At 57.2% G+C, this 18,321-nt stretch carries 12 protein-coding genes; 3 read left to right on the top strand and 9 right to left on the bottom strand.

What is annotated here, in order from left to right:
• The first annotated feature begins 357 nt into the window (after positions 1–357).
• From ACKWRH_RS07340 to ACKWRH_RS07330, 3 genes are all read left to right on the top strand, one after another.
• Positions 358–1,896, top strand: coding sequence for a class I adenylate-forming enzyme family protein (locus tag ACKWRH_RS07340; protein WP_445222337.1), 1,539 nt, complete (start codon positions 358–360; stop codon positions 1,894–1,896).
• Between the two features lie 1,132 nt (positions 1,897–3,028).
• A complete protein-coding gene (locus tag ACKWRH_RS07335) occupies positions 3,029–3,931 on the top strand; it encodes a transglycosylase domain-containing protein (protein ID WP_445219940.1) in 903 nt (300 codons plus the stop codon).
• 434 nt (positions 3,932–4,365) lie between these two features.
• The gene (locus ACKWRH_RS07330) at positions 4,366–4,611 is read left to right on the top strand and encodes a hypothetical protein (protein WP_445219939.1); all 246 of its coding nucleotides are present in this window, start codon (positions 4,366–4,368) and stop codon (positions 4,609–4,611) included.
• Positions 4,612–5,437: 826 nt separating this feature from the next.
• Here the strand turns inward: ACKWRH_RS07330 and nifA are convergent.
• The 9 genes from nifA to nodB all read right to left on the bottom strand — a co-directional run bounded on the left by nifA (position 5,438) and on the right by nodB (position 18,298).
• On the bottom strand, positions 5,438–7,120 hold the full coding sequence (gene nifA, locus ACKWRH_RS07325; RefSeq protein ID WP_445222336.1) for a nif-specific transcriptional activator NifA: 1,683 nt from the start codon (positions 7,118–7,120) through the stop codon (positions 5,438–5,440).
• A gap of 1,663 nt (positions 7,121–8,783) precedes the next feature.
• Positions 8,784–9,773, bottom strand: coding sequence for a nodulation protein NodZ (locus ACKWRH_RS07320; RefSeq protein WP_445219938.1), 990 nt, complete (start codon positions 9,771–9,773; stop codon positions 8,784–8,786).
• Between the two features lie 232 nt (positions 9,774–10,005).
• The gene (locus ACKWRH_RS07315; RefSeq protein WP_445219937.1) at positions 10,006–12,054 is read right to left on the bottom strand and encodes a carbamoyltransferase family protein; all 2,049 of its coding nucleotides are present in this window, start codon (positions 12,052–12,054) and stop codon (positions 10,006–10,008) included.
• A 164-nt stretch (positions 12,055–12,218) separates the two neighbouring features.
• The gene (locus ACKWRH_RS07310) at positions 12,219–13,007 is read right to left on the bottom strand and encodes an ABC transporter permease (protein WP_445222335.1); all 789 of its coding nucleotides are present in this window, start codon (positions 13,005–13,007) and stop codon (positions 12,219–12,221) included.
• Positions 13,007–13,921 carry a nodulation factor ABC transporter ATP-binding protein NodI gene (nodI, locus tag ACKWRH_RS07305; RefSeq protein ID WP_445219936.1) on the bottom strand — a complete coding sequence of 305 codons (915 nt, stop codon included), beginning with the start codon at positions 13,919–13,921 and terminating at the stop codon, positions 13,007–13,009. The genes ACKWRH_RS07310 and nodI overlap by 1 nt, the downstream gene beginning before the upstream one ends.
• Before the next feature lie 9 nt (positions 13,922–13,930).
• On the bottom strand, positions 13,931–15,637 hold the full coding sequence (gene nodU / locus ACKWRH_RS07300) for a nodulation protein NodU (protein WP_445219935.1): 1,707 nt from the start codon (positions 15,635–15,637) through the stop codon (positions 13,931–13,933).
• A 12-nt stretch (positions 15,638–15,649) separates the two neighbouring features.
• Positions 15,650–16,279, bottom strand: coding sequence for a nodulation methyltransferase NodS (gene nodS, locus ACKWRH_RS07295; protein WP_445219934.1), 630 nt, complete (start codon positions 16,277–16,279; stop codon positions 15,650–15,652).
• Positions 16,280–16,295: 16 nt separating this feature from the next.
• Positions 16,296–17,660 carry a chitooligosaccharide synthase NodC gene (nodC, locus tag ACKWRH_RS07290; RefSeq protein ID WP_445219933.1) on the bottom strand — a complete coding sequence of 455 codons (1,365 nt, stop codon included), beginning with the start codon at positions 17,658–17,660 and terminating at the stop codon, positions 16,296–16,298.
• Positions 17,661–17,674: 14 nt separating this feature from the next.
• Entirely contained in the window at positions 17,675–18,298 is a 624-nt protein-coding gene (nodB, locus tag ACKWRH_RS07285) for a chitooligosaccharide deacetylase NodB (RefSeq protein ID WP_445222334.1), read from the bottom strand.
• Positions 18,299–18,321 lie beyond the last annotated feature (23 nt).

Raw genomic sequence — 18,321 nt, 5'->3', positions numbered from 1 at the left:
TGCACGGAAAATCGCGTCGATCAGCTTTCACGACTAGGTAAGGTCGCCATTCATGCCGAGCATAATCTGATTCCAGACCCGCCACCCTGCCATAGCCCGAGCTAAGCGGACTCTGGACGGTCACGATCCAAACGACTTCACTCGGACGATTAGCGTCCGTAGCTCGAACGTCTTCGCTGTGCAGCCAATGTTCAAATGACGTCGACGCCCTGCCCGTTTAGCGACTTCCTCGCTTAGCCATGTCGGCCTCAGAGACGCAATACACAATCACGATCTTCAAATGAACGCAGACAACCGCGGGTTCAGGCCAGTCGGGTATCAGAAGTTAAGAAGCCTCACTATAAAGGATGTAGCATGGTGGATCTCTGCACACTGATTGAGCGCAACGCGGCGTTCGCTCCTAACAAGCCCGCGATCCACTTCGAGGGCGACACCTTAAGTTACGCCGACCTTAGTAGACGCATCAACCGGGCGGCGCGGGCCCTGAAAATTGCGCTCGGTGTCAACAGAGGCGATCGCGTCGCTCTCCTCAGCCTCAACCGCCCTGATTATCTCGTTCTCCTGTACGCTTGCGCCCGGCTCGGGGCGATATTGGTGCCTTTGAATTGGCGGTTGGCGGTTACTGAACAGCTTTTCATCTTGTCCGACGTCGGTGCTAAGGTTCTGGTTATTGAGCGTGCTTTTGGGGCACTTCTGCCGATTCTAGAAGAGACACTGCCCGAGGTCACGACTGTGGGCTTCGACTTTGCGTCTTCCGGCGCATGCACGTGGGACGGCCTGTTGGATCAGATACAGTGCGACAGCAGCAACAACCTCTGCGCGGACCTGGCCGACCCGCTTCTCATCGTCTACACTTCAGGGACCACAGGTCGGCCGAAGGGAGCAGTGCTCCGCCAGGACGCCTTGTTGTGGAACGGCGTGATGAGTCAGCATATGCACGCCCTCACATCCGACGACCACGTGCTGACAGTATTACCGCTTTTCCACGTCGGCGGGCTCAACATCCAGACGACGCCAGCCCTACATCTTGGCGCGACTGTCACCATCCACTCTCGGTTTACGACTGACGCCACGTTTGCCGCACTCAAGCATGATCGGCCGACATTGACCGTCCTGGTGCCTGCGATCATTCAGGGCTTGACCGACGACCTTAGGTGGCCGACGGCCGATCTATGGTCACTGAAAGCCGTATCGGTGGGTTCAACGATTGTGCCACAGCACCTGATTGATCGCTTGGTTGCATACCGGGTGACCGTACTCCAGGTTTACGGCTCCACGGAAACCAGTCCCATTGCGATCTATACGAGGCTCGGGGGTGACCTTTCGCGAGAGGGGTCGACCGGCCTACCCGGACTATGCTGCGAAGCGATCGTCATGGATGATGGCGGTAGCGAGTTGCCCGCGGGGACGCCGGGTGAGATCGCAGTGCGCGGGCCCAACGTTTTGCACGAATATTGGGGCAATCGACCGGCCACGCGCGAGGCGATGCATGACGACTGGTATCGTACTGGCGACATCGCTCGTCGCGACGCCGACGGCTATTTTTGGGTTCATGACCGCAAGAAGAACCTGATCATTTCCGGCGGGGAAAACGTCTATCCGGCGGAGGTCGAACGTGTACTTTTAGAGCATCCTGATGTTGCGGAGTGCGCTGTCATCGGCCGGCCTGATCCGCAATGGGATGAGGTACCGGTCGCCTATGTGATCAAGCGATCTGGAGCGCGAATTAACTCGGAGGCACTCGTAACGCATGCGCAATCGCATCTCGCGCGTTTCAAAGTGCCACGCGAAATCATTTTCACAGAAGACTTACCGCGAACTGCATTGGGCAAGATTCAGCATAATCTCCTCAAACAACTCGAGACTCGATCAACCGAGCAAGACTTCAGCGATTGACGATAGGAACCAAGCTTGCTTGCGACGGTTCCGGCATCACCCCAGTTGATGCGCCTCACCCGCGCGCGCTGCCGCGCCATGCGCTCTCACGCGATTGCGGATAGGAAATGCAGACCAAGTGCCACAGCCGGACCTCGGACGACGGATCGTCTTGCCCGTTTTCGATAGAACGTCGGTTCCGATCCATTGTTTGCCTGCTGCTAGCCATCCTTCGGATGTTTCAAATGAAAGCGCATCGTGCAGGAGTGCCGTTTGTGCAATTGATCCGGCACATCGGCGCTGCCGTGTATTGCGCTGACTAGCCAGGTTGTCCCAGCTCGCGCCCAGGCATCCCGAGAAGCCGTTTGTTTCGGCTCGCGCCTTTAGGAACGCCACAAAGTTCGAGAAATTCGCTTGAGCGGACGGGCCATCACGCTACCGGTCATAGCGCACAGAGCCAGTTGGCTTTTCCTCGTAGCGACTTCCGATTCGCCAACGAAACACCATTGGGTCCACGGACCAGACCGACGGCACTATCGGTATCGCGTCCTCGCCAACTTTTCCGGACCAGAGTTGACGCACTTGCGACGGGTGTCAGGTTTTGCCGATTTGTCGCTTCAACAACCGCGCGAAGGCGCCACACTTGCCGCCTATGTGGGCGGCCGCACTTGCTCGCCGATTTCGAGAGCAGAATTCACATCAGACAACGGGACCATCGATGCCTGGTATTTGTTTCGATACGACTCACAAGAAACGGCGATCGAAGAACAGGGGTTCAACGGCGCGCAAGATTCGTGCCCACCTTCCCTCGCTGTCTTTAGATTCTTCGTCGCCGGATCAGAGAGCTGCACAACCGAATGGCTGGCCCTATATTCATCGAAATTTGAGCCTTATCGACCAGCACGCACTTGGCCGCACGCGCCCTTGGACGCATCAGGTCACGTGCTGCAGATCTCAGTTCGCATTGGCCTCTCCGCCGGGCATCAAATGACAGCGGCCTTCTAAGATACGCAACGCCCGCCTTTTGATTTGCCGAAGCACTCCAGAGAAGTCACTTGGCCTGCTCGCCAAAGCCCCTGCAGAAAGTAAACACTGAAAGATCGACGTGAGTCAGATTATACCGCCGAACTGGAGGACCACGATCCGGCACTGCTTGTCGGTTCGCGAGCCGTTTTTCGATTGCGCCCTGGTATTTTTCGTATTTTTCGCGAGAGAGTTGCGAACATTGTATCGCGGTTACCTGAGGATTATAAGCCGCATCTCTCCCGGCCAGTGGCAGCGCTGGCTGCTGCTCGAGCCCATTTCCGAAGCTCTGACCCTCGTCCTTGGCGGACTGATCCTGTTGTTGGCGTTCGGGGTTTCCACTATTCGCGCTCCTCTGCAAGAGGATTGGCTGAAGGCTTCGAGTGTGACAGCGTGTCTGTTTGACCGGTTCGGCCATCCGATTGGTAGCGAGCCGGTTGACCGTGGCGTTTCGGTCCCTTTTGAGGAATTTCCCGACGTGCTGATCAAGGCCACGCTCGCAACCGAGGACCGCCACTTCTATGACCATTTCGACATCGACCTCCCAGGTGCTCTCCACGCTTTGCTGATGAGAACGCAGAACGATCGCCTTCACCAGGACGGCTCCTCGATCACTCAGCAACTCGCGCGGTCCCTGTTTTTGAACGGCGAGCGCGGTATCGACAACACGGTCAAAGGCATACTGCACGCGGTGTGGCTAGAATGGCACCTAACCAAAGATGAAGTCCTGAGACTTTATCTGAACTGCATCAATTTGGGCGGCGACGCCCTGGGCTTCGACGGCGCCGCGCGCTTTTACTTCAATAAGACGGTCCGCGAGGTAAATCTCGCTGAAGCTGCGATGCTGGTCGGCCTGATCGAGGCGCCGACAAGATATGCCCCTCACATCGACCTCACCGCCGCGCGTACTCGCGCCAACGTGGTGCTGGACAATCTTGTCGCAACCGGATTCATGACTGAAGATCAAGTTCTCATAGCACGCTCCGCTGCTGCACGAGTGGTCATACGAGGCAAGATGACTTCTCCGAATTAGCGGTGCCTCCCCATTCCCCAGACATTTTCCAAACGATCACGGTGCATCCGGAGCGAATGAAAGCAACAAGCGCGATTGGATGATTGGTCTCTCGCGTGAATCTCCAACGCGGGGTCCTAGCCGGTACAGTGCTAACGGAGGTCCTGCTGATGGACGATGCCGCTGGCCGTCCCGTGGTGGGAAGGATCCCGCCACGTGAAGCAACAATCTTCTCCAAAGTTTACTAGAATACCGCATTTATCGACGTACGACGGAGCATTGCACAACAGCGGTCATCATCGCTTCAACAAGCAGCTGTATAGCCTCTATCAGCAATCGCGTCCCACGAGCTGAATGACAGGTGCTCCGCCCTGTTGGAGCGACAGCTTTCGACCCACCATTCTGACCAGCGGCGAGTCGTCGCTGGATAGGCTACTTTGTTGGAGTTTTTATCCATGGATCACGCTTCACTCAAACAGGAGCAAACATTTGAAACTCTGGTAAGTGTAGCGTTTGAGAAGTCATGGCGTTTCATAGAGAAAGATCCATTCCTGATCCATAATGCGGAGGCGTTGCTGCGCACTCGGCTGCGAGCCCACCTGGAACGTTCATTGAGAGCAGGTGAGAAGAATGTACTTCATATGGCCAACAAAGCTATTTGGAATCTGCGTACCGAACTAGGACGGCGTCCCGAACTATAGTGTCGCGCTCAGTGGAGGCTGCGAACTCGGCCGCAAGTCCGATTGCTGTCACATTTTCGGCCCGCTTCCACGGAGCGGCGATCAGGCGCCTTGCATTGGCCGAAGCCCTCGTGCTTCCAGCTCCTCGATATTTGGTCTTTCCTCCAAACTGTACTGTCCGCTTTGGAACCATCGTCGGCAGGCATACAGGGCCAGAGGTGGTCATTTGTCCGCGCCCGAGCTCCCGGGTAGTCTTGAGATCCTCCGCTACAGGATCAACGAAGAGCAACTTACCGGTACAACACTTCAACAATTTCGCCAGCAGTTGGGCCCTCCGAGAGGAGGCTCTTCATCGAGCTCCAGGCTCCATGCCGGCGGGGAGGATTCATGGCGAATCCGACTGCCGAGATAGCACAGCATCCACCAACCGCGGCAGAAAGCGTGTGCAGCCTTTCTGGCCGAGTACCTCCCTAGCATGTTCTTCGAGCAGACTCCGTTCGGAATGTTGAGTAGATGCAGCCGCTCCGGCGTTTCGGCCTGGCTAACATGATTGAACTTCACGTCTGGCGCGATCCGCTCGCAAATGATGAAATGGCACTGGTGCGACCGTTGCGAACGCGTACTCGGGAAGCCAGGATGGTGAAGCAGCGTTCCGACAGAAAAAGGGGCGAACTGCGCGCTTGTCAATCCGAACGAGCAGAGCTCTCATGCCCCCCTTGAGCGATTCGGCTCGTGGTCTAAGTGCCATCTAACGGCCACCTTCGGCCAGAAGTGCGTCCGCAAAATAAATCGCGCAGACGCTGTCAAACTCACGGTCTTGACAGGATGGACCAAGACCGGCAGCTGCTCACAGGCGCTTAATTTCAATGCCATATTTCCTCAGCGCGTAACCGATTTGGCGCGGCGTTAGTCCGAGGAGGCGCGCCGCTTTTGCCTGCACCCAGCCAGTCTTTTCCATTGCAGCAACGAGGCGCTCGCGATCCGTCAATTTCGCACCACTCAGGATCGTACTATCGACCGGCGCGGCTTCGACAGGCGGAGCCAGAACGGCAACCGACGAGGCTGCGGCAGGCGATGGCATAGCTGGCTTCGCCGATAGCTCACCAGCCAGCGCGGCCCGCGGCTTCGCTTCACCTAATCCGCTCTTCCAAAGCAGGGCGGAAAGGCACTGACCGTGACAGCAAGCAAAATCGCTCCTGACAATGAACGGTCCTGGCGCAAGTGTCGCAGTCCGCTGCACGCAATTTTCAAGTTCACGCACATTGCCCGGAAACCCGCAATTCATCAGCACGTCCATGGCACTCGGATCGAAAGTTAACGTGCGACTGTTCTCGCTGTTAAAGCTTTTGAGAAACTCAGTGGCAAGCAGCGGAATGTCGCTGCGCCTTTCGCGCAACGGCGGCAGCAGCAAAGGAACTACGCTAATGCGATAATAGAGATCCGCGCGAAACTCGTTCTTGGCAACCGCCCCTTCCAGGTCCTTGTTGGTTGCAGCAATCACGCGGACATCGACTTTCATGGTGTGGCCGCTACCGACCCGCTCGAACTCTTGCTCCTGAAGAACCCGCAACAGCTTTGCCTGAAACGAGCCCGAGATCTCGCCAATCTCGTCCAGAAACAGCGTGCCCTTGTCGGCGAGCTCGAAGCGCCCTTTGCGTGAATTAAGAGCGCCGGTAAAGGCTCCCTTTTCATGACCGAACAATTCCGATTCTAGCACTGTCTCCGGCAGCGCCGCGCAGTTCATTTTGATGAACGGCCGCTTGGCGCGCGGGGATAGCTCGTGAATAGCTTTGGCCACCAGCTCCTTGCCGGTGCCCGATTCACCACGTAGCAGAACCGTGGCGTTCGACTTGGCTACCACCGCGATCTTGTCGAGCAGTCCGCGCAGCGCTGGACTGGTACCGATAATGCCATCGACATGAACTCTCTTCCGTTCTCGCGCTGGCTGCTTAAACTCAATGAGTTCCTTCTGCCATCGATAGCTCTCCGCCATGAGGCGCTTGCGGTCGCGCGCCACCAGCCGATGGAGCTTCACCGCCTGACCAACCAGGTTGGCGATCATCGTGAGTAGCCGGACATCGGACTCGAGCGGGAACGTCGAGTCGATGTCTGGCACACGCTCGATGGAGAGGGTGCCGACTACTTGTCCATCGACGCTGACGGGAACTCCGATGAACGATAGCCCTATGTGATCGGACGCGCCGAGCACATCCAGGTCAGCCGCGCTAAACGCTGGATTGGTGGCAACGTCTTCAGCCACGAACGGCGTTCCCGTCGCCACAATCTGCTCAATCGCCTTTTGCGGCAGGCGCATTCGGTAGCGTTCATCGCTTCCTTCGCTCCAGCCGGCGCCGACCGTAATCTCCGGCACGTCATCGTCGGCCAGGAGAGAGACGACACCATGCCGCATCTGCAGAGAGGACTGCAGCAGATCGACGACGCTTGCCAGCGCGACTTCGAGCCGCGAAGGACTGGCGAGCATGTTCGATATTTCGAACACTCCTCTGAGTGCGATTTCGTTCAATGACATAATCACGGGATGGTTCGCCCCGCCTTCCGAGCCAGGCCATTCGCATTCGGGAGCAATATGAACCGTGACAACGTCGACGTCCCCCCTCCTCTCCTTGCTTGCACTTAGTTCGAACTTCGAAACATCGTCCTGCATCTCACTCTCGATCTCGTGCCTATTCTGATGTCGCTAGGAGATAACACCTTTTCATGGCACGACGGTAACCAAGACCTCTTCATTCGGCTCATGCTCCTTCACAAAGTCGCGCAGAACTTGCATTGGGAACGGATCGCCTTAGATCCAGCGAAAATGAGTATCGAATTCTTGTTGTAACCACATCACGTCACATATGTTCTATGTCACATGGGTCGAGATTACTCACTGACGTGGAATCTCTCGAGCACAAGGTTAGTCGTCGCTTTCCCACCATCGTGTTCCAGGCTTTTGGAGCGAGTATGCCACCCTGCGAGCGATTGCGTGGGAACAAATACTTCGCGCTGCATAGAGGCGCGACAACTTTGTGGGTCAGAAGATCTAACGCTGCCGCAAGGCCAATAAACGCAGCCCGGAAGAACTGAGGTTGGACGGGCTCTTCGCATTCCACTCGAGTTGTCGATAATATCAGTGGCTCGCCGTTGGACGATGCCAGCGACCACATGCGGCCAGACTCTTTGAGTTCGGTCATGCGGGCGGCAGCATCCACCGGTTAGCAGCTCAACCTCGACATCGTTGTCGGTCGTCCCTCAGATACGTCGGGCTGATGCCATGACTGCCAGTCGGCACCGGCATGTTCCGTTCTCATTCTGCAAGCAGGTCACAGCGGCGCGAAGAAGGTATCGAGGTCCATGCAACACCGGAGCGCATCGTCGGCTGACATGTCGAGAACCCAAAAGCATCTTTCCTTCCATTGCCGTTGCGCATCTGCCCACGCGTAGATGATGCAGGATTTGGGCCAGTGAACTGCGAATGAAGCCGACGCGATTGCGACGCAGTGTAGTCACAAACAGCTTAGCGGGTTCAACGACTAGCGCATCGCCCTCTGACAGCCACATGCACGACGTGTCCTTCGCGTGCGTTCGAGCTCCCGCAGGCGTCAGGAGATATGCGTTTTTGTCAATTCGTCTCTTTTCTCCAAATTCAGCTAGAACAATGCTAGCCCCTCAGTGTCGGAAACGCTTCAATACGTCCCGAAGCAGGCATTTTGTCATCTGTCAGCCAGACCGACAAAGATCAGAGCCGCTGGCGCGCTTTTTAAGTTTGATGACCCATCGATGCTGAGCGAGCACATAAACAACAAGCGCGACAGCCTGCTCCCGAGGCGTGCTCTCATTGCCGCAACGGCGCGCCATGTCTCCTAATCGGACGTGGCTAGCCTCATACGTCAGGTTCGTCGACTTGGTGGTTCCACAATACAAAGGATCTAAGCTGGGCTTGTCCGACGGTGATGGATGTTTCGGCGCAGTGGCGCGATCTAGAGCAACGTCCTCCACTTTCAGGGCGACGCCAATCACCGACATGCCTGTACGCGAAGACGTGGGTCTGGCGAGGCTCATCTCAAACCCAAACGATTGTCTCCCTCACTCGGTGCGGTGGTTCTCGAAGGCCCCCTGCCAATGCGGCCGGCGGCGAAGCAACACAGCAAATGCAAACTGGCGGTATCCCCGCATGCGGGTGGCGCTGCAGGTTACAAGACCAAGTGATGCTCGGCCGGCCCATCGATTACGATCAAACGACTCGGATCATTCAAGTCGAATTCAATAACGCGTGGTACGACAAGGCGCGCATAGCGCGTAAAGGCGCTGGTCGGCGGAAAGCGGATCACGGTATCGCATCGACCAAGGAGGTACATCTCGATGAGAGCGGAAAACCCACCCTCCGCTCCCAGTTCTGCGCTGTGTAATGGCCCTGCCTGATCTGCCTGGAAGCGCTTTGAGATTGTAAAGAGGTCGGGAAACGAGGCGGATACCTGACTCAGCACCTTCGGGCTGTCCGTACACAACAATACTGTTACTGGCTTTGCGTGCGGCGACGCCTTGGCCTTTTCAATGGCAGCGCATACCTGCCGCAAGGCTCGCTGCGGATCTGCCCAGTACGGCGTGTGCCCCATGATATCTTCGCCGTTGCCGTGTCGAACATGAACACCTATTACGCTGCGGCCCTCAAAATGCTCCTGATAGATCGCATCAATCCGCGCTTGAATTTCAGAGCGCAGTTTGATGGCCCGAAATATCTGTCGCTCTGCGTCCTGATCACACCCCCACATCAGGCAAGCATCACACACTACAGTATTCGCGTGAGTATCATCTTGATCTTCTAAGAGCCTCCGCAGCTCGTCGCGTTCCCGGAAAATCTGTTCATCTGGTCGATAAACGCAGTCGATAGATGGCCGATTCCACCAAGTTGGAAAAAACGGCCCCGGAAATGAGAGTTGATTGATCTGATCATCGCAAATCACGCGTACGCCGGCGATGTCTTGAATTGGTTCGAAGAACACCCCGAAGGCGTTGGTGAAGGGTTCATCGAGATAACAAGATCCGCGCCAATCGATGACTAGTGTACGCCCTGTCCGCTTGGCGTACTGCCAGGCAGCAGCGAGCGACCACAAGCAATCACCGAATCCAGTACGTCGTCGAGAAACAACGAACCTTTCCTTCATAGGCTGATTAACAAGCATTTCACTTTCCTCGACACACCGGAAGGGTCAGGGGGTCGCGTAGCTCGACGTAGGGTCTCGCACGACGCCGTCGTCGCCGTTCGCAGCGCCAGCGAACGCCGTCTTAGGGCAGTCTCAGGCAGGGGGGCGATCCGCTCGACTGCGATTCAACATGCTCGATCACCGGCGTACGTCCTCCTTACGGCTCCCCGAGCTCATTTTGAGATATTTGAGTAGCCATATTGATCGACCATTATGCTGGCTCTGCCAGCTGATCGCAGTCATTCTGCACGCAAGTAGCGCGTGAGCAAGGATGCAGACGAACACGGCGCTGCTCCCACAGACTTAGCAGCTCGTCGACGAGAGCTTCGCGCGCGGCCCGATCTAATGCCATCGAGTTGAATAGGTCGCGGAGGACGGCTTCGCCTCTGACCCGCATCAGCAGATCGAACACGTCATCTGAAATACGCACACCACCACCACCGGAGAACGTCGTGCGGATCTCGCATACCGTCTCCTGCCGATCTCGCGCTGTGTGAGCGCGGACGCGATACAGGGATGCATAAGGAGGCAGTGAAACCGCAAGCGAAGTCCAATCGTCAAGCGTTACAGGCCGCTTTTTGACTAGAAACGGTCCGACTACGAGAGCATCGAGCCTGGTCGTCAGAAATGTCGCAATGGCGTCTGCAACCGAATCTACGATGGGTTCGGCATTATTGTTAAAGGAGGTATTGAGCAGAACTGGAATGCCGGTTCGTTTCTTGAACTCATCGATAAGACCCCAGTAGGTTGGATTTGACCTGCGGGACACAGTCTGCAGCCGTGCGGTGCCGTCAACATGCGTAATGGCACCCAGCAAGCCGCGCTTGGAGTCACGCACGCGAACTACGAAATTCATGAATGGAAATTCTCTTGTCCTGGCTGGGAGATCAAAATATTCGGGTGCATCTTCCTCCAACACGGAGGGCGCGAACGGTCGATAGCCTTCGCGCTTCTTGACCATCGCGTTTATGCGATCTTTGTTCGCTGCAGGTCGGGGATCGGCGAGAATACTGCGGTTACCCAGCGCACGTGGTCCGAACTCCGATCGACCCTGCACCCACCCGATTACGGCGCCGTTTGCCATCCAATCGGCCGCCCTGCTTGCTGCGTCATCACTGCGTTCAATGTCGAGGTGCCCAGCCCATGCATTCAGCTCCTGCTCCACGGCACGGTCGGTCCCGAGGTCGGGGCCCCAATAGACCTCCTGGAGCCGCTCGCGTGGCGCGGGCCGACCGACCTCATGGGATGCCATCAGTGCAGCGCCTAGGGCGCAGCCAGCGTCATGCGCCGCAGGCTGCACGAAGATTTCTTCGAAGAGCTCTGAATACAGCAGCTTACCATTCACCGTGCAATTGTGGGCTACTCCACCAGCCAAGCACAGCCGCTTCATACCGGTGGCTTCGCGATAATGCCGCACTATATGAAATACGATTCGCTCAAGCGCTTCCTGCAATGAAGCACTGACATCTCGATGCTGCTGAGTGAACGGCGCTCCTTTTCGTCGGACCTGAATATTGCGGATCAATGCCGGACCGATGCGATCCAGGTACAGCCGGTATCCCCCGTTCTCAGAGAGTTCGTAGAACTGCTCAAACAGCTTGCGATAAGGAGCGGGATCACCGTAAGGGGCAAGGCCCATGACCTTGTACTCATCGAACAAGCTGTACCCCAGATACCGGATCGTCTCGAGATAGAACAGCCCCAAAGAGTCGCTCTCCGGGAAGCTCTCGAGTTGATTAACTTCGGCTCCAGAACCGATGGCAACGAGGCCAGAGAGAAACTCACCCCCACCATCGATTGCAAGGACCAGACTCTCCTCAAAACCGGACATTGCGAATGAACTTACCGCATGCGCCTGGTGATGACTGACGAATGAGACGCGAGACGGATCAACTTCGGTGCTGAACTCCTGCGCCAGCATGGTCCGCAGCAAAAGCCTGGCATCCATTGGAATAGAGTCTGACGGCTGCGAAACAAACAGCCGCTCGAGCATAGCATTGCAGTACGCTTCGGTTGCATAGAACGCGATGCGATCCACGTCGCTCAGTCGAACACCTGCAGCATCAAGGCAGTATTGGATCGACTGGCTCGGGAACTTATTAGAATGCTTGACCCGATTGAGGCGCTCTTCTTCGACGGCCGCAATCACACGTCCATCGCGTACGAGCACTGCAGCGCCGTCGTGAAGAAATGTGCTTGGCAGCTCGGGGCGACATTCATAAACCTTGTCCAGTCCACCGCTCACTCCGAGACACAGCATCTTACTCTCCATTCATTGTAAGCAGCTTTGTTGGGACTAACCGCCGCACGGCCTCTCGCCGCTGCATGCATCGGCCCTGCATTACCGATCCAAATGGCCTTGCGAGCTTCACCAGGTCTCCAAACTCGTAGCCCTACGTTCATCATATTTTCCACTACGGTCTCTCAGCGCATGAGGCGTCGAAGAAGCAGCGCAACCGACAACATGAACGGCACGACCGCATAAATGCAGAGTGCAACAATATGTATGCCAACGCCGCCCACTGGTCGGCCAAGCATCGCCGGGCGAATGAGCGCAATCGAATGCTCCAAGGGTAACAGGCCTGCTACGAGCTGAAAGGCGGCGGGCAACTCGGTAGTCGGAAAGACTGCGCCGCAGAGGAACACCATGGGTGTAAGGACCAGCGTCTGGTAAAACACGAAATAGTCGTAGCTTGGCGCTAGCGATACGACGACCAATGCCAAGCTCGCGAAGACGAACCCCGTGAGAACGATTGCGGGTAGCGCGTAGAGCATGGATGGCCACGCCGCATAACCAAGTCCTGCAGCAACGATCGTAATGCCTGTGCCGGCCAGCAGGGCCTTGCTGGCTGCCCATGCCACTTCACCGAGCAGGATGTCGCCGAGCGTGAGTTGTGTGCACAGCATTGCCTCCCAGGTCCGCTGAGTGTGCATGCGGGCGAATGTCGCGTAAATCGTTTCGAAGCTCGCGGAAGTCATCGCGCTGGTCGCGACCATGCCCCCCACCAGAAAATCGATATATGAGGTCCCGTTCACGCGACCGACGATTAATCCGAGGCCAAAGCCAAGACCAAGTAAATTCGTCATCGGATCGGCGAGATTTCCGATAAGCGACGCAAGCGCAACCTTTCTCCAGGCCAAATAGTTGCGACGCCATACTGCGACCCAATTAAGCGCGTTGGCGGGCATGGCCGCGCCATAAGTCATTCTCATCATATCTCTATCTCGCGTCCTGTAAGTCGCAAGAACACATCTTCCAGATTCGGCGGACGCTCGAGAAGACGCAAGCCCTCCTCCCCTCGCAATTGCTTCCGCACCTGCTCCAGATTCGGCGCATAGCAAAAGATGGTCTCGCCGCTTAGTTCAATGCGCTGTGCGTAAGGCCTGATCAGCTCAATCGTTTCGCGCGGATCGCCGCCATAAATCTCCATAACGTCACAGCCAATCTGCTCTTTGATGAGCGTGTGAGGATCTCCTTCGGCGATCTTGCGCCCTTCTTCGAGGACGCACAGCCTATCGCACAGCCGTTCCGCCTCTTCCATAAAGTGGGTCGTCAGCAGGATCGTCTTGCCGCGCGCAAGTAGCGAGCGCAGTCGTTCCCAGATCAGATGGCGCGCGTGCGGATCGAGACCGGTCGTTGGCTCGTCCAAAACCAGCAGATGCGGGTCGTTGATAAGCGCACGAGCCAGCACCAGCCGCCGCTTCATGCCACCGGATAACTCAGCAACGCGCGCGTCCGCCTTGCTCTCGAGGCGGGCGAACTCGAGCAGTGATGGAATGACCGCCTCGACTTCACGCGCGCTCATGCTGAAATAACGCCCGAACACCAGCAAGTTCTCGCGTACTGTGAACCCGTTCTCAAGGTTGTCGAACTGTGGGACTACGCCCACGCCTGCGCGCGCCAAGCGAGCGTGTGCCGGTACTTGCTTGCCGAGCACCGTGATCTTGCCAGAGTCCGGCGGCGCCATGCCGAGTATCATACGCACAATGGTGCTCTTGCCCGCGCCATTCGGTCCGAGCAGTCCGAAGCACTCCCCCGCCGCAACAGTGAAGGTCAGCCCGTTGACAACGCCTTTGCCGCGGTATGATTTGGTTACAGCGGCAAGGTCGATCGCTACGCTCGACATGGGGTCATCTCAGCTTGTCAGAACCAGTTCGGACGATGGCACCTTGGCCTCGAGCGTTTTGGTCCAGAGCAGACCGTCGCACCAGATGTGTTCGACCCGCCCCCATTTGCACGCAGCGGCGACGTCGGGGAAGAAGCCACGTCCATGGTGGTTGGCGCTGGTATTACAAAGCAGCGGAATGCCGGTGAGTTTTTCATATTCAATGAGCAGTTCAGCCACTTTATGCTCGGATGTTCTGCTAATCGTCTGTAATCGTGCAGATCCGTCAAGGTGCACAACGGCCGGGATTCTGTCTCGCCACTCTGGCCGCGTCTGATGATCGAAAAGCATGTAGGGGTCAGGCGATCCTGGATCGAAAATGTCCGACGCTCGGTCCTCCAGGCATATCGGCGCAACGGGGCGGAAGTGTTCGCGCAATTTGATGTCGTTGAGATGGTCTTTCATTCCTGGCAATGTCGCTGCGGCAAGAATGCTCCTACCACCCAAGGCGCGTGGCCCAAGCTCAGCTCGACCAGCGAGGAAAACCACGGGCTTATTACTTGCGAGGAGCGCGGCAAGCTCACTTATGCTGCACGGCGAGGCGTCCCATTCCGCCGATGCCTCACTGGATGTCAGGGTTGGGCCACCATAGACCGACCACTCGAGTGGCACGAAGCCTCTGTCCGCGACCATAGCCGAGCACGCGGCTCCGATTGCTGAGCCACTGTCATTCGGAAACGGTGGTACCCATACAGCATCGAACAGGCCGGTCGCACGTAGCGCGCTGTTCCATTTGATGTTAAGACCGCAACCACCGGCTATGCATAGATTGCGCGGTCCTGGAAAGTACGAATGGCGAAGCAAAGCAAGGCCCATCTCCCGCACCAGCAGACGCTCAAGGAAAACATGAAATGATGCAAGTATATCTTCGGGTCGCTTGGCGCCTAATCGAAGTGCGCTTTCCTCGAAGAAGTCGTGCGTAGCCGCAAGTGAAGCTTCGGCGTTATTTATGTTCGCGCGATAACGCCGAGCGGGCTCTGTGTCCGCCGCAAGGCACCTCTCATAGACCTCCCTAAACACTGTCACAATATCTTCATCAGGCGCCCCCAGACCGATATAGGCCATTAGTTTGCCCGCAACGCCAAGGTCCCAGTTGGTCCGGTTCGGCTGCCGGTAGGGCCCGAAGTGGTGGCCCGCGACAGCATAGGCATGGCCTATTATCGGGAATAGGCATTCGAGGAAGCGGCCGCCGCCGGGTTCTACATAATAGAGTCGCGGAAAGATGCAGCCGTCCCACACGAGGCAGAAAGCGGGTTCTCCCGCTTTCGCAAACGGGCTCGTGCAGTACGCGGAGGCAACATGGCCTGTGACGTGTGCATAGCTCCTGTAAGAGAAACTCTTGCCGTCGAGCACAAGGCCCCCCCCCTCATGTGAAGAGAGGAGTCCCTCCGGACGTTCAACATACGGCGCACCTTTGAGAGTGAGATGTTCCGCCCCACTCGAGACCTGGAATTGGGATTCGACTTCCCCGTCCCAGCCGTCGATGACGAACTGATCAATATCGCGGGGATCCAGGCCGTGCTCCGCCAAAATGAGAACAACCGCGTCTAGATTCTCGATGGTTGAGTACCGCCGATTGTTGTCGCGCTTCTCCTGCTCGATGCAAAAGATCAGACGTCCATCCTCCACAAGAGCGATGGACCCGTCATGCGTCAGCTTGATGCCACAGATGCGCATAGTGCCTCAGTGCTAAGGTAGGTTTTTGAATGGAAACGAAGACCGGTTCGAATTCCGAAAGCAAGCGAGCAGGCAATCTTCATTGGCCGACTCACCTTGACATTGCACTCGCTCGACCTCGAGCAATGTTTCGTTCAACATTGCGATGATCGTCTCCGCACCGGCAGCATGTCCCCAGCCCCGGCAGGTGACATCACGTGCTGATCCGAAAACCAGATGACCGTCCGGCGCGAGCATTCGAGCCAGATTGGCGATCGCTGTGCGCATCTCCGCGACGTCGCGGAGGTAGTAGAGCACTTCCGCCACCACGATCAGATCGAACCGCTCCGCTCTCGAGAACCGTTGAATGTCAGAGACGATCCACGTGATGTGCGACCATCGCTTCGTCCGCTGGCTCGCCCGACCGATCGCTCGCGGCATGACGTCGACAACCGCAAGTCGTTCGCAGTGGGGCGCCAGTTTTTCCGTGAATGCGCCAGCGGCGCACCCGACCTCGAGCGCATTTGTGATAAAGCCGTTGGAAAGCGAAAGCCGGAGCATTTGCGTGTGACGCTCGCGCTCGAACGGATTGCCGTCCAGCTGCCACGGATCATCGGCCGCCAATTCCCGCTCTAACGAGAGGTAACTGTCATCTGCGTTCATGATCTATCGGTGCTCCTCAATCCGCGCGGTCACTCGCCGCCGCAAGCGCAGTCGCGTCACCGCCGTTGGGACGGCGCGAACCATCGCGCTTCCGACTCGGCACTGCGAGCCCCGAAGGTTGGGTGGGGCCTGGTAGAGGCTCCTGGCTCTGCTTTATCGCCTGGTCTTCGCCAGAACCGAGAGCCTTTACTGACTTGCGTGACAGCCAATCGCTGTTGCTCAGCGTACACAAAGCATATGCTTTTACCGGAAGTAGCAGAAAGATATTGATGGGCGTGTGTAGAGAAAAGGCGATAAATCGCAGTTGACGAGCACGCAAGGCTGCTACCCCACATCGCACTATGGTCATTGATGCGATCATCAAAACTGTCCACCATGGCACCGTCGCCGTGAGTGCGAGCTGCGCGATGCCGGTGACAACCGAAAGAGCCAGAAGAAGTGGGCCGAGGTTTTGCCCGACAACATCCAATGTCAGGTATCGATCGAGACCGGGCAAAAGGCGCAATGCAAGCAGCGTGTCCCGGAAAGTGCTTCGGGCCCAGCGGAGCTGTTGGCGCAGATAGGGCCCTAACCTATCCGGAACGACTGTTGCGGCGTAGGCGTCCGGAACGTACTCTGTTCGAAATCCTGCTTTCAGCATAAGAATCGTGAGATGACGATCCTCACCAAAATCGCTCGGCTTTCCTCGAAAAAATTGCGCTTCGTACTGATCCAGCAGCAAATCCAGAGCCGATCGTCGGTACATGGCACATGGGCCGCAGCAGCACATGACCGCGCCGAAACGAGCTTGAGCTGCGCGCTCTTCGTTGCAAGCCAGCCAATACTCCATGTCGATCAACCAAGTTAACCAGCTGGCGCTCCGGTTGCTCGCTGTCAGCTGCCCCATGGCGGCGCCGATCTCAGCATCTTGCATTCTCAGTGCAAGCTTCCTGACCACATCGGATGCGAGTATCGTGTCCGAATCGACGTTGAGCACCAGCGCTCCAGATGAGCGGCGGATCGCGGCAATCTGCGCCTTCCGTTTTCCAACGTTCTTCTGCAGGAGAATGAAACTGAACCGCGCGTCGCGCGCAAAGTCCTGATGGACATGCGCCACATCCTCGCGATTTCCAGAACCGTCGTCGACCACATAGACGCGGAGCTGCCCGACGTAGTCTTGGCTTGCAATGGATTCTAGGCAGGCCGACAGCGTGCGCGGGTCCTCGTTGAAGCATGGTACGATCACATCCACGCTCGGCATGGATTCAGAGGTGACCGCATCCGAAGACACCGACGACCCTTGTGTCGGCGAGGCATGGAACGCCTGCACGGTCTTGTAGACCGCGGAGAGCAACGCATAAGACGAGACGACGACAGTGCTAGTTGTGGCAAGCAGATTCATAGGATGCCCGTTGTTCAGTGAAGTTGGGGGAGCGGGCAGATCGCGAATCCGCGATCTCGCAGGGCTGGGATAAGTTGGGAGAGCGCCTTCAGCGTCTGGTTGCGCAGACCACCATCAATGCCCCGCCCCAACTCGTCGGGCGGACATCCGTCATGCAGGAGCACAATCGCACCAGGACGGACAGATGCCAGCACTGCGTTGACGATCGCCTCGACGCCGGGGCAGGACCAGTCGCGCGGATCCACTGACCAGTGGAGAGCCGCCAGTCCGGCCATTGCTGACTTGGCCAGCACTTCTTCGGTCCAGATGCCATATGGCGCACGCACGCGTCGCACCGCGGCCTCGGGGCACGCGCTCATGATGACCCTACTCGCCGCCAGTATTTCATATTGCACTTCGGTCGGCTCGCATTTGGACAGGTCCGGATGCGTCATCGTGTGGTTTGCGACCTCATGCCCCTCCGCGACTATCCGTCGGATCAGCTTCGGCTCATCCGCCGCGTACGTGCCTAGGACGCAGAACGTCGCCGGCGCGCGGTATTCTGCCAGCACATCGAGAATATCCGGCGTGCAGAATGGATTAGGTCCATCATCAAACGTCAAATAGACGCTGCGGCGGACGGTGTCGCTGGAGCACATCCTGTGCGCTTCGAAGGAGAAAC

Source organism: Bradyrhizobium sp. Pa8, assembly GCF_052588265.1.
The sequence above is the reverse complement of the archived record's forward strand: the minus strand, read 5'-3'. Positions and strand labels throughout refer to the sequence as shown.